This window comes from Absicoccus intestinalis, assembly GCF_033971885.1.
Classification (GTDB): Bacteria; Bacillota_I; Bacilli_A; order Erysipelotrichales; family Erysipelotrichaceae; genus Absicoccus; species Absicoccus intestinalis.
Genome location: NZ_JALBUS010000001.1, coordinates 189,715 through 203,364 on the forward strand (window position 1 = coordinate 189,715; position 13,650 = coordinate 203,364).

Genomic DNA, 13,650 nt, shown 5'->3' on the forward strand with positions numbered 1-13,650 from the left:
CATCCCTCCCTAAAATGAAGGAGCTATGGTTGTTAAACCATGCATTCGCTCAAAATCGTACATGATATTCATATTCTGAATAGCTTGACCGGCGGCGCCTTTGATCATGTTGTCAATGCAAGAGACAACGATCAAGGTGTGGGTATGGCTATCCATATGCAAGGAAATATCACAATAATTCGAATAGGTCACAAACTTTAAGTCGGCGACTTTGCTTAGATCCAAAACGCGTACGAATGGATCGTTCTGATAGGCTTCTTGGTACGTTTGATGGATCGTTTCCAGATCGACATCGGTTTTCAGTGGCAAATAGATCGTCGAAACGATGCCACGATTGATGGGCAGTAAATGCGGTACAAAGGTGACTTTGACCGGTTTTTTGGCCATTTCAGAAAGCATCATTTCAATTTCTGGAGTATGACGATGACAACCGACTTTATAGGGCGCAAACGCTTCGTTGGTTCGTGGAAAATGGGTATTTTCCGTTAATTTCTTGCCCGCGCCTGTTGTTCCGGATTTGGAATCCAAAATGATATGATCGGTATCGACCCAGCCAGCAACAATGGCTGGATAACACCCCAATTCGATTGATGTTGGATAACAGCCCGGATTGCCAATGATCTTGGCTTCTTTGATTTGATCATGATGTAGCTCACTTTGTCCATATACGCTTAGGGCATGGAGTTGTGGATCGCCAAACGGCTTGCCGTACCATTTTTCATATTCGGTACTGGAAGCCAATCGGAAATCGGCACCAAGATCAATGATCTTCTTGCCTTGTTCGATACAAGCTTTGGCAATGGGTTCGCTCAAGCCGGATGGTAAGGCCACAAAGATCAAGTCACTTTTTTCAATCACTTGTTCTTGTTCGATAAAGACCAGATCGGTACAGTTTTGAAAACCTGGATATAAGGCACTGATGGGTTGTCCCGTATATTGATGGGAACTAATGGCGCAAACTTCGACATCGGGATGGTTCAACAATAAACGAACCAGTTCGGCACCACCATATCCACTGGCACCAATAATACCGACTTGTAACTTATTCATAGGCTTTCAACTCCTTTTCTACGATAGAAATATGTTTCTCTACCATGTCTGGACTCGGGCCACCAATCCCATTTCGATTTTTGACACAGGTCTTTAAAGATACGGCTTCATAGACGTCTTCTTCAAATAATGGTGAGATCTGATGGTACTCGTCCATCGATAATGATTCTAGATCTTGATTGGTCGAAATACAATACTTGACAAGTTGACCGATGCAGCCATAAGCATCACGGAAGGCCATGCCTTTTTTGGTCAGGTAATCGGCACAATCGGTGGCATTGATAAATCCTTTTTGGGCCGCTTCTTTCATTTTTTGAGGATGTACGCTCCACGTATCGACCATTGGGATCATGGTCACCAAACAATCTTCCACCGTTTGGGCGGCATCCATAAAGGCTTCCTTATCTTCTTGTAAGTCTTTATTGTAGGCCAAGGGCAAGTTTTTCATCATGGCCAATAAGGTATTTAGATCGCCGTAGACCCGTCCGGTCTTGCCGCGTACCAATTCAGCAACGTCGGGATTTTTCTTTTGGGGCATGATCGAAGAGCCGGTCGCAAAGGCATCGGACAATTCGATGAATTGGAATTCCCAACTGCACCAAAGGATGATTTCTTCACAGAAACGAGAAAGATGCATCATGATCAGGGCAAAGGCATGGGTCATCTCAATCGCAAAATCACGGTCGCTGACACTGTCGATACTATTTAGGGTCGGGCTGCTAAAGCCTAACAATGCAGCCGTTTCATAGCGATCGATGGGATAGGTCGTGGTGGCCAAAGCTCCAGCTCCCAATGGACAGGTATTGGCTCTTTTCATGGCATCGTCCAAACGGGAAAGGTCGCGTTTGAACATTTCCACATAGGCCATCAAATGATGGGCGAAGGTGATGGGTTGTGCCCTTTGCAGGTGGGTATACCCAGGCATGATCGTATGGGTATGGGCTTTGGCTTGGTGCAATAGCGTCTGGATCATGGCGACAAGATCTTGTTGGATCGTCGCGCATGTATCCAAACTATATAGCTTAAAATCGGTGGCCACTTGATCATTTCGACTACGGGCGGTATGCACTTTTTTTCCAGCTGGTGTTCGCTTGGTCAATTCGGCTTCGATAAACATGTGAATATCTTCGGCATCGGGATCAATGGGTAAAGAACCATTGGCAATTTCCGTTTGAATTTGTTTTAAATTGGAAACGATGGCTTCTTGATCCTGTTTGTCGATGATGCCTTGATCGGCCAACATTGTCACATGGGCAATGGATCCTCGAATGTCTTGATTGACCATTTTTTGATCGATTTTGATCGATGCATTAAATGCTTGTAGCCGTTTGTCGGCTTGTTCTGAAAAACGTGCGCCCCATAGTGCCATAAATGATCCTCCCTATCTATTATTTATTCCATTTCTTTTCTTGTTGCGCTTTGACTTTGATTGGTAAGCCAAATAAATTGATGAATCCTTTGGAGTCGGATTGATCGTAGCTGTCATCTTCACCAAAACTTGCGATTTGTTCCGAATACAGACTGGTTGGTGAAGTCATGCCGGCTGGAATGATGTTGCCTTTATACAATTTCAATTTCACATCGCCATTAACATGTTCATTGGCTTTATCGACAAAGGCGTCCAACGCTTCTTTTAATGGTGTGAACCATTGGCCATTGTAAACCAATTCCCCATATTTCACGGCAACATGTTGCATGAAGTGTTGGGTTTCTTTATCCATCGTAATGGTTTCCAATAAGGCATGGGCTTTATACAGGATGGTTCCGCCTGGGGTTTCATAAACACCACGACTTTTCATACCAACCAACCGGTTTTCGACCATGTCGATGATACCAATGCCGTTGGCTCCGCCCAATTGATTCAGTTTCAACAACAATTGTTGGGCGCTCATGGATTCTCCATTCAATTGAGTGGGAATGCCTTTTTCAAAATGCAAGGTGATATAAGTCGGTTGATCGGGTGCTTTTTCTGGGGTCACACCCAATTCCAAGATTTTATCGTATTGGGGTTCATTGGCTGGATCTTCCAGATCTAAACCTTCGTGACTTAAATGCCAAATGTTTTTATCTTTGGAGTAGTTGGTTTCTCTGTTGATCTTTAGCGGAATGTGATGACTTTCAGCATAGTCGATTTCTTCCTCTCTGGATTTTAATTCCCATTCTCTCCATGGAGCAATGATCGGCATATCCGGAGCAAAGGCTTTGATGCCTAATTCAAAACGTACTTGGTCATTACCTTTTCCAGTACAGCCATGACAAATGGCGTCGGCTCCTTCTTTATGGGCAATGTCAACCAAGCCTTTGGCAATCAATGGCCGTGCCATGGCCGTTCCTAATAGGTAGACGCCTTCATATACGGCATCGGCTTTTAAGCAAGGATAGATATAATCTTCCACAAAGGCATCTTTTAGATCTAAGGCATAGAATTTCGAAGCACCTGTAGCAAGGGCTTTTTCTTCCAAACCGTCTAATTCGTCTTTTTGTCCGACATCTCCCGATACCGCGATGATTTCAGGATCATCGTAATTTTCTTTCAACCATTGAATCATGATGGATGTATCCAATCCGCCCGAATACGCTAATACGATCTTGTTAAATTTTTTCATGTTTTTGTCCTCTTTCTTTCTACGCTTACGCTAAGAAAAAAAGCGTCTTCGAATCCAAAGATCCAAAGACGCTATCAACGCGGTACCACTTTAGTTGCCTCCAACAAGGCCTCTTCTCCGTAACGTGGGTGAAACGTTCCAAGCTACTATTTTCACTTGGACTCTCATAGGTGCGTTTGGGCTTGCTTTCATTTAATGGCCTTCCACTCTGTGCCATCTCGCTAGAAAATCCTGTCAAGCTTACTCTCCTAGTCAGCGATTTGTTTTTATGGTCATAGAATAATCCTAATTTTCATTTCTGTCAACATTTTTTCAATTATTTTTTCATTATTGAAAAGTTTTCACGATTTATGATTTTTATAATACGCTTCAAAGCTCGTGGTATCAATGGCGCTGGTAATCGCATTGTTTACCGACGATGTGGTTACGGTCGTAGAATATGTGCCTGTGACTGTGATCATTTTTGAACTATCCCCTTGCACAACGGTTTTATCATTGGCGACGATCGATACGGTCTTCCCCTTACTATCGATGATCTTTGCCCCTTTGGCCACCGATAAATTATTGACCGTTGTATCATCCGTAACGATCCATTTGGACGTTTTATCGATGGATACACTGACCGGATTGCCTGTCATGGTACCCGCATAGCTGGAATTCTTTAATAAATAGAAATGCAAGTTGCTGATATCATCCACTGAAATATTGCCTTTGAGCGTTTGTTTTTTGGCGGTCAAGGTTACATTTCCCCCGTTGGAACCGGATTGTCCCCAGTTATTCGAATCATTGCCCGCAACAGTCAACAGATTGGCTTTGGAAGTATCAAAATCCAGCTTGGTGTTCTTTAAATAAATGTTGGTCGTTGTGTTGGTGACATAAAACATGGCACCGGACTGGATATTGGATGTCAAGGTCGAATCCTTGACTTGGAAATGAGCCGTTTGCGCACTGGATGTGTCGGCATCACCGGATGTGGATTGGTAAAGGATGATACCATTGGCCATCGGATCACTGGCGGTCTTGGTGGTCATGGTCGAGTTCAATTCCGAATCTTGGATCAAGATCGTATTGTAGCCTTCCAAACCGGCAATCTGCGAGTTGGTGGTGGTGCCACTCACTTCATCCACGACAATATATCCGGTGGAATAAATCAAAGGACTGCCGGAACCACTCGTAGATAGGGTGCTGTTGGAAACGGAGACGTTGCCACCGCCGCGATCGGTTGCAAGGGCGGCACTATGATTGCCTTGCGTGCTCACTTTCAACTTACGAGCAATGATGGTACCCTCATACGTGGCATCTAGGCCACGGGCATTGTCAGCGGTTGTCTGGATCGTATCGTTATAAGCAAAGATCGTTCCGGAATCGGTGGCAAATAAGGCATTGGATCCCTTACTGGTACTGGATAGTAAACTATTCCATACGTTGGCTTGGGAATTGGATCCAACGCTTAAGACCATGGCATTGGTCCCATAAAAATTGCTCGTATCGTCATTGGTACTATCGCCGGATTTTTTTAGGGTGGCTTTTTGGATGGTCGATGTTTTTCCATTGTTTGCTAAAACGACATTTTCATCGGCAGTTTCGCTGGAAACGGTTTGATTCTTGGTATTTTTATTGGTCACTTGGGCACTTTGTGTACCAGAATAATCATAATTTTGGGTATCCGCTGTTTGTGATTCGGTTTCTTGAGCTTGTATGGGCATAGAGGCGGCACTCAAGGTCAAGCTAAGAGCAATAGCTAACATGGCACGACTGGCTGAATTGTGTGTCACAGGATAAACCTCCTTCATGTTGGTTTCATCATAGTGGGGTTACTTTAATTCAAACTAAACTATTGACAAAAAAAATAATTCGCCTATTATCCCATTCTATAGGGGGTCTATTTTTATGGAAACAACAAAACTTGTTTGTCGCCGTCTTTCTCAATTTATTGCGATTGGTATGTTGGTTGCTGCCATTGTGTTATTGGCAACCAATCCAACCATTTATGTTACCCAAACTTGGACCTTGGTGCATTGGTTTGGGCTTGCTTTATTGGCGATGATCTTATGTATGAAGGTGGCAGATTATTGTGCCGTTTTTCAACAACCACATAAAGCATTGGTTTGGATGATCGTGCAATTGATTGCCTTACCATTTTTGATTCAGATATTGATGAGCTATTTCCATTTGCCATTTATGGTGGCCAGTGCCGTGGGGGTATCGGCATTGAGTCCTGGAAATATTGCGGGCAATATCGTACGAAACTTATTGATGTCGGCCTGTATCTTATTGATCAGCTGGTATGTCATTCCCTCAAGCAATCAGGCAGTATCCACAGCATTTGAAATGTCCACCAGTACGGTTACGAAAGTCATCGTGATCATTGCGGGCATTGCCGTCTTATTGATAGCGCAATTCAAACAGCAAAAAGAAGAGGAACCGGATGTCTATGAAATTCGTGAGGTTCCAAAACAAAAATGAGGAAGTTACAAATGTGAAGAATGTCATGTATTTAAGCATATTGATTCATCAAATAGCAAGTAGATGGCAAATAACGAATGCCCATACGAATGGATCCTTTCCATTTGCATGGGCGTTTTCATACGAATCCATGTGTTTAAGATATGACAAAAACCCTCCTGTCATTCAAAGATTATGGATTTATCCGTCAAGTGGTTTTACATGTCTTGCAAATGTTCTTCCTGGTTGTGGGTACATTGGCCCATGCCTCGAAACAAAACGAGGTCCTTACGTATGGTTTGGATTTATTGGCCATGGATAGAAGGCTTTGTTTGAAGAATTGTCGTATAAATCGGAGTAGAGAGATGGACCAATGGGTCTGTCTCTTTTTTAAATCCACAAAATCGTTCATTTTATTTTGGCTATTTTCCGCAAAATCGTTCATTTTTTCTGTAAGTTGGCAAAAGACCATCAATTTACGTATATTTCGAAAGATAATGAAAAACTCCTTTCCATCTTGGAAAGGAGCCATATACGATTTATTTCTTATATAAGGCATTGTATAATGCGGCTAATTTTTGGTCTCGTTCTTGTGTCTTCTTTTGATCCAAATCATCGGGATAATCATAGAAACCCGCTTTGGTCTTGATACCATAGCGACCTTTTTCATAATTTTCCGCTAAGATCTTTGGTACATCATGCGAATCACAAAGATCCGGGATCAAGTATTCACTGATGTGATAAAAGGTGTCTAGCCCACCAAAATCCAAGGTTTCCAAAGGGCCTAGACAAGCCCAGCGAAAGCCCAGTCCGTATTTCATCAAATCATCGGCGCCTTCTTTTGAAACGATACCGCGATCAACAAGATCTAAAACTTCGCGGACCACGGCCAATTGTACCCGATTGGCAGCAAAGCCTAAGACATCCTTATTGACCATGACTGGCTTTTTATCCAGGGATAATGCCACATCATAGATGGTTTGCGCAATCGTATCCGTTGTCTGATCACCTTTGATGATCTCAATCAAAGGAATGATGGTTGGTGGATTGAACCAATGAAAGCCAATAAAACGTTCCGGATGGCTGATACCTTTACTTAAAGCATTGATGGATAGACCCGATGTATTGGTGGCTACAATGGTCGTATCCTGGATATGTTTGGATAGTTCTTGATAGAAGGCCAATTTGACATCCATGTCTTCTTTGACATTTTCAACGATCAGATCCATGGCATAGAGATCATCCCATGAAGTTGTATACACGATGGCATCGCGTACCGAGGGATCGATTTGTGTCTTCGCTTTTTCTAAAGTTGGCAGACGATGATTGTATAAAGTAACGGTATAGCCACTTTTCGCAAAAATCTCGGCCATGGAATGACCCATGGTGCCAGCACCACAAATGCCCACTTGCATTATAAGGCCTCCGCAATTTCGTAGATCAATTGTTCACTTTCATCCCAGCCAAGGCAAGCATCTGTGATGGATTTTCCATAGATGCCATCGCCAATATGTTGATTGCCTGGTACTAAATACGATTCGATCATCAAGCCTTTGACCATTTTATGAATGTCGGTGGAATATTTACGACTATTCAACACTTCGCGGGCAATGCGGATTTGTTGACGATATTGTTTGCCAGAATTGGAATGGTTGCAGTCCACGATGCAGGCTGGATTTTCCAAATCCCGTTTGGCATACATATCGCATAAACGCATCAAATCTTCATAGTGATAGTTTGGAATGTTGTTGCCATGTTTATTATTGCCTCCACGCAAGATCGCATGCGTCAAAGGATTGCCTTTGGTCTTGACTTCCCAGCCACGATAAATAAATTCTTGTTCCGCTTGTGCGGCTTCAATGGAATTCAACATGACATTAAAATCGCCGCTGGTTGGATTTTTCATACCACAAGGGCCATCCACGCCCGAAGCTACCAAGCGGTGTTCCTGATTTTCCACACTACGGGCTCCCACGGCATTATACGATACGATATCACTCATATACCAATGATTGGATGGATACAACATTTCATCGGCAGTAATGAATCCCGTTTGTTCAATGACGTGCATATGCATCTTACGAATGGCAATCAAACCAGCCATCAAATCCGGTCCCTTTTCGGGATCTGGTTGATGCAACATGCCCTTATATCCTTTTCCGGTCGTACGTGGTTTATTGGTATAAACACGAGGGACGATAAAGATCTTATCTTTGACTTTATCTTGCACATCTTTCAATCGCGATACATAATCCAACAAAGCGGCTTCGTTGTCCGCCGAACAAGGCCCAATGATCAATACAAAACGATCATCTTTGCCACGAAAGATATTCGCTAATTCTTTATCTTTTTCTTCTTTGATAGCCCTCGCCTTTTCGGATAAAGGATAGGCCTCTTTTACTTCTTTTGGGATTGGTAAATGCTTAACAAATGTGAAACTCATATAGATTCCTCTTTCTATGTTTCGATTATAGACCAGTTTCGCAAGCTTTGCCAATAATTCCATGGTGTAAGCGTGCACAATATAAAGGAGATATGGGCTCCTTGTTTTTTCAACAAGAGATCATTTTGTAGTAAGAATATACATTTCAATAAAAAGCAAACGTATGTTTTTCGTTTGCGTATGGCACGATAATGTAAAAAAAGATTGGAAGATGAACGGGGTCCAAAAATGAGGAACCAAAGAAAAAGCGCAGATTTCTCTGCATAAAAAATGTCTAACTTTTGGGGAGCACCTCATTCCTATATTCTCTTTTTATCTCTTTTTTCGACGATTTCATATACCAATTCATTGACGGTTGTACACGGCCACATTTCCGATGGAACTTTTTCCCCACTTTTATCACATTGATGATATTTTATTTTTGCCTGTTCTAATGCCAGTTCTTCATCTCCAAATTGGATGAGTTTATGATAAATTGTTTCATCCGATTTTTTATATTCCTGACCAGTCTTCTTTTTATATAACTCACTAAATTTTGTACAACATCCTTTTGAACGCATAATATTTGGTATGTTTCCAAAATACCCAAACATCCAAATCTCAAAGCAAGGATTTGACCATCCCACATGAATTCCCATCCGTTGCGCTTTATAAATAATTTGATCAAAATTAGGGACTAGGTCTCTATCAAAAATGATCCAAGGATTACAATATTGTGGAGTCAGCTGCCACTGTTCTAAACATTTGTCTAATAAGCTTTTTGTTTCCGTTTTAACAACTTTGATGACTAATTGATCTTTCAAATCATTGGGTAAACTATTACGCAATCCTCTAAAATAATTTTCTTCCGTAGCTTTGGTGTCTGTTACGACAAGATAATATCCCATTTCTGGACTACGATGTGAACGCCTCTTTCTTTTTCCCGTTCTATCCTTTTTTGCCATTTTTATCTCCTATCAACGAATCAATAGCCGATAACGATGGAATCGCTCCATATTTCCCTAAAAGATAATTTTTTTCATAGTTTTCATCTTTTCGTATATGCGATCCATCTGCATCTAAAAAATCTGCCAATGAATACAAGGAAGACAATCCATTACTATCCTTATTGGTAAACCAAACTTCATCCCTACGCAATAATTGATTTGATAATTGCCATGTATCGTGTGTGGTAAAAATCAGTTGTGCATGATTCACATTGATTTTTGGATTTGCAAAGGTCAAAATGAAATTTCGAACAAGAAGCGGATGTAATCGTGCATTTAATTCATCGACAAAAAGTACGCTTCCCTTCTCTAATACGGCGTGAAGTTTGGGATATAACGCAAACATTTTCAATGTTCCATCGGATTCATCCGATAAAGGAATCATGACAGAATCATCGGAATGGATTCTTTTATGCTTTGCTTCAATGATAAATTGTTCATCCTGTTCATCTTCTTCATTTGGAACTCTTGTTGCCTGAAAGCCTTTGATTTGATTATCAAAAGAAGAAAAGTATTTCAGAACATCCTTTTGGACCGATGGATCTTCTGTAAAACCTTTTGGTAATGTTCTAGACATAAAAAAATTTCTTGCGGGATCGCAAAAATCAGCAAGTTCATTCGATAAAAACCAATCACGTACGAGCTTGCATTTTTCTACTTTTAGCTTTGCACCCAACGAAACAACAAGCACTTGCTTTTCTAATGCCAATTCAATATTTTCTCTACTCTTCTTAGGAATACCCGAAAAATCATTTTCTTCTTCTCCCCGATAAAAAACTAATCTATATTCCTTTGAAGTTTTCGCTTTCGTATTTAGCCACTCTTCGACTACCCCGTTACTATCTAAAGAAAATCCATAATTATACGTTCGTCCGGACATATCATTTGGAAGAGTGAAAAAGACTTCAAAACTTGATTCGCTTTGTTCCGACTCTTCGTCAAATAAAAACGGTTTGGGTCGAACTTCTTCATAATTCACTTCATCATCACCATATTGAAAGGAGTATTTTACATAATTGGACATAAAAGCAAATGATTTATACACATTGGATTTACCACTCGCATTCGCTCCATAAATAGCAGCTACAGGAAGTATCTTTTCTTTGCCAATCGATACAACACTGCTACTAAACTCTGTGATCTTCTCCGCAGACAACGATAAGCTTGCCTCATCTCTAAAGGATCGATAGTTTTTAAAATTGAATTCAATTAGCATAGTATTTCTCCCTTTCCGTAGTTTGATGTCAATCACATTATATTCTTAATAAAGAATTATTTTCAATATTTAAATGTGAACTTTTCTCATTTAAGTATATATTTTATACAATAATCATTTGTATTAAAAAACGCTCTATGGCATTGCCACAGAGCGTTTTATTAGGATTGACTGGCATATGGAGGGTCTTCTCCATGCTCAACCGCTTGAATATTTGTTTTGGCTTCCGAAATACTATTGTCATCGGGGAAGACAACGGATGCATTATCGCCCAATTCGTAACAATAGGCTGTTCCGGTCGTTCCATCTAGACTGGTCGTATAGATCTTCCATGAAGCTTGAGAAGAAAGTTGTTCTTTGACAAGGGCACTGATATCATCCGTATCCATATTGGTTTGGAAACTATCGGCTAATGTGTTCATGATACCTTGATAGTTCTTTAAAATGGATGGGCTCATAACTTTATTTAAGATGCCGGTCAGTACGCGCATTTGATTGCGACCGCGCTCTTTATCGCCTTCGGTAAAGCTATAGCGTTCCCGTGCAAAGGCCAAGGCTTGTTCACCATTCAATTCAATCGTTCCTTGTTGGAAAGAATAATTGCCGGTCGAAAAACTTTGTGGGTTATTAACGGTAATGCCACCCAATTCATCGACTAAATTACTGAGCGTGGAGAAACCAACTTTGACGTGGTAGTTGATATCCATATCCATGAATTTTTCAATCGTCATTTCGGTGGTGTCAATGCCATGCAAACCGGTATGCGTCAACTTATCTTTTTCACCATTGCCACAACCCATGCTGGCTTCACACGTAGTTTCGACATAATAATCACGAGGAATACTTGTCATCAAGACAACATGTGTTTTCGGATTGACTGTTACCAACATGTCGACATCACTTCGCGATGTTTCATTGATGGAACCACGAGAATCAGATCCACTGATCAATACCGTAAAGGCATCACTGGTCACATCCGCAGTCGATGAGGTATCGGCTTTTTTCACATAGTACGTATATTTATAAATGGATTTGATTTCACTACGAATGTCTTGGCGACCATCCATTTCTTCCATGACCGAAAGATTGGAGGCATCGATCATCATACAATCGATTTTTTGGCCTAAAAAGTCGTTAACCAATTCAACACTGGAATCATAAGTCTTGGTAGTAAATTTGATATCTTTGTCTGCTTTGAGTTGTTTGATGACTTTATTCACATATGTACGTTGGCTGTTTTTTAAGATACCAATGGTTTGTCCATTTAAGTCTTTTTCACTGTTTAGACTCGAATGCTTAACGGCATACAATTGAATGGTATGGCGATCATAGTTGTCATCGGAAGCAATGCGGTCTAGAGCGCCATTGGCATTCATCAAATAATACGATCCAAAACAACTTGTTAGGATGAGGACAATACTTAAAATAATGCCAAAAATACGAAAACCTTTACGACTATGTCCTAGAACCAAGCCAAATAGAATCGTTAACACAATGAAAATCAATAAAACGATACCAATGATTCCGACCAGCGTATTTGGTAATAGGTTTAATTTTACAATTTGAAAAAATAAGAATGCGACCACTACAACCATCAAGATGGAAAGGTAGAACGCAGGATTTTTCCAAATGGGTGTTTTTTTCTTTTTCAATGCATTCATCTCCTTACTGACCGACAATCGTTGATGTGACCGCATTGGTATTCGCATCCACAACGGCTTGGATCGGTGAACCATTATTGGACATGGTCACTGTATATTGACTGCCATCTTCACTCAGCGTACATTGAATATCCGTTACATCGGATTGCGATAGGGCCATATTGCTTAAAACCGCATCAATGGCTGCTTGTTGTTTGTCATCAAAATTTGTATTCGTTGTTTTTTGTTCGGTCGTTTTTGTTTCACTCTTCGAAGTTTTTCCCGAAACACTTTTATTATATGAACGCGATTGAATATGTCCATTGAGACCAATTTTATACGAATAGCTTCCCTTATCGGTCGTGAATTTCACGGTATAATAATCAACGCCTTTTTTTACGGACACATCCGAACATTCTTTACTCTCTACATTGGCATCGTCTTGGGCGACTTCCAAGACATCGTTTTTGGAAACGGTGATGCTTTGATTGCCACAACCTACCAAGAATAAAGCACCCATAAATAAAGGCAACAACACTTTCCCTTTCATGTTCCTTCTATTTCTCCTTATTGTTTTCCCCATAGCCATATCCATAGCCATAGCCATATCGTTTTGAACCAAGATCTTGTACCTTGGTCAAGATGGTTCCAAATACATTTCCACCTACACGTTGGAGATCATGGATGGCTGCTCGTGCTTTTCGTTTATCGGTATCTTTGGAAGAAATCACAAATAAAGTGCCATCCGCCACATTGGAGATAGGAACTGCATCACTGGTTGCCGTCATCGGTGGACAGTCAATGATGATGTAGCCATATTCTTTACGAGCTTGATTTAAGATTTCACCAAATCGACGTGAATCCAAAACTTCACTCGGATTGGGGACGCGATGACCGGTTGTCATGACCGATAGGCGTTCACCTGTTTCAAATTTTACCGCTCGAACCGCATCATACGAACGAATGGGTTTATTTGGTTCAAATTCACTGATGATATTGGATAATCCTTTTGAATTACTGATATGCAGCTGTTTATGAACCGATGGATTTCGTAAATCACAATCCATCAATAAAACATTTTGGTATTTGGCTGCCATGATGCGGGCTAAATTCCGTGCAACCGTTGTTTTTCCTTCATCTGGAAAGGTACTCACAATATTGATGACTTGCATATGCTCATCCAATTGAGCAAATTCAATATTTGCTCGTAAATTCCGGTAGATTTCATCTAAATCAAATTGATTTACTTTTTTTCTTGCCATGC

General features: G+C 40.9%; 12 protein-coding genes and 1 other annotated feature. Of the genes, 1 reads left to right on the forward strand and 11 read right to left on the reverse strand.

Annotated elements, in window-relative coordinates; genetic code table 11:
- Positions 1-9 precede the first annotated feature (9 nt).
- From argC to MOZ64_RS00995, 4 genes are all read right to left on the reverse strand, one after another.
- A complete protein-coding gene (gene argC, locus MOZ64_RS00980) occupies positions 10-1,050 on the reverse strand; it encodes an N-acetyl-gamma-glutamyl-phosphate reductase (protein ID WP_320324757.1) in 1,041 nt (346 codons plus the stop codon).
- Positions 1,043-2,419, reverse strand: coding sequence for an argininosuccinate lyase (gene argH / locus MOZ64_RS00985; protein ID WP_320324758.1), 1,377 nt, complete (start codon positions 2,417-2,419; stop codon positions 1,043-1,045). The genes argC and argH overlap by 8 nt, the downstream gene beginning before the upstream one ends.
- Positions 2,420-2,438: 19 nt before the next feature.
- On the reverse strand, positions 2,439-3,656 hold the full coding sequence (locus tag MOZ64_RS00990) for an argininosuccinate synthase (RefSeq protein ID WP_320324759.1): 1,218 nt from the start codon (positions 3,654-3,656) through the stop codon (positions 2,439-2,441).
- Between the two features lie 61 nt (positions 3,657-3,717).
- Positions 3,718-3,921, reverse strand: a binding site (T-box leader).
- Between the two features lie 76 nt (positions 3,922-3,997).
- The gene (locus MOZ64_RS00995; RefSeq protein WP_320324760.1) at positions 3,998-5,431 is read right to left on the reverse strand and encodes a hypothetical protein; all 1,434 of its coding nucleotides are present in this window, start codon (positions 5,429-5,431) and stop codon (positions 3,998-4,000) included.
- Positions 5,432-5,546: 115 nt separating this feature from the next.
- Here MOZ64_RS00995 and MOZ64_RS01000 point away from each other — a divergent pair, with 115 nt between their 5' ends.
- A complete protein-coding gene (locus MOZ64_RS01000; RefSeq protein ID WP_320324761.1) occupies positions 5,547-6,122 on the forward strand; it encodes a hypothetical protein in 576 nt (191 codons plus the stop codon).
- A gap of 518 nt (positions 6,123-6,640) precedes the next feature.
- Here the strand turns inward: MOZ64_RS01000 and MOZ64_RS01005 are convergent.
- From MOZ64_RS01005 to MOZ64_RS01035, 7 genes are all read right to left on the reverse strand, one after another.
- Positions 6,641-7,516: a 3-hydroxyacyl-CoA dehydrogenase family protein gene (locus MOZ64_RS01005; RefSeq protein WP_320324762.1), complete on the reverse strand. Its 876-nt coding sequence runs from the start codon at positions 7,514-7,516 to the stop codon at positions 6,641-6,643.
- A complete protein-coding gene (locus MOZ64_RS01010; RefSeq protein ID WP_320324763.1) occupies positions 7,516-8,544 on the reverse strand; it encodes a 3-deoxy-7-phosphoheptulonate synthase in 1,029 nt (342 codons plus the stop codon). Before MOZ64_RS01010 ends, MOZ64_RS01005 begins: the two co-directional genes overlap by 1 nt.
- A 299-nt stretch (positions 8,545-8,843) precedes the next feature.
- A complete protein-coding gene (locus MOZ64_RS01015) occupies positions 8,844-9,488 on the reverse strand; it encodes an RloB family protein (RefSeq protein ID WP_320324764.1) in 645 nt (214 codons plus the stop codon).
- Positions 9,472-10,746 (reverse strand): AAA family ATPase, encoded by a 1,275-nt coding sequence (locus tag MOZ64_RS01020; RefSeq protein WP_320324765.1) that lies wholly within the window; start codon positions 10,744-10,746, stop codon positions 9,472-9,474. The genes MOZ64_RS01015 and MOZ64_RS01020 overlap by 17 nt, the downstream gene beginning before the upstream one ends.
- Before the next feature lie 161 nt (positions 10,747-10,907).
- The gene (locus MOZ64_RS01025) at positions 10,908-12,443 is read right to left on the reverse strand and encodes an LCP family glycopolymer transferase (RefSeq protein WP_320324766.1); all 1,536 of its coding nucleotides are present in this window, start codon (positions 12,441-12,443) and stop codon (positions 10,908-10,910) included.
- Positions 12,412-12,936 (reverse strand): hypothetical protein, encoded by a 525-nt coding sequence (locus MOZ64_RS01030; RefSeq protein ID WP_320324767.1) that lies wholly within the window; start codon positions 12,934-12,936, stop codon positions 12,412-12,414. Before MOZ64_RS01030 ends, MOZ64_RS01025 begins: the two co-directional genes overlap by 32 nt.
- A 7-nt stretch (positions 12,937-12,943) precedes the next feature.
- Positions 12,944-13,648 (reverse strand): CpsD/CapB family tyrosine-protein kinase, encoded by a 705-nt coding sequence (locus MOZ64_RS01035; RefSeq protein ID WP_320324768.1) that lies wholly within the window; start codon positions 13,646-13,648, stop codon positions 12,944-12,946.
- Positions 13,649-13,650 lie beyond the last annotated feature (2 nt).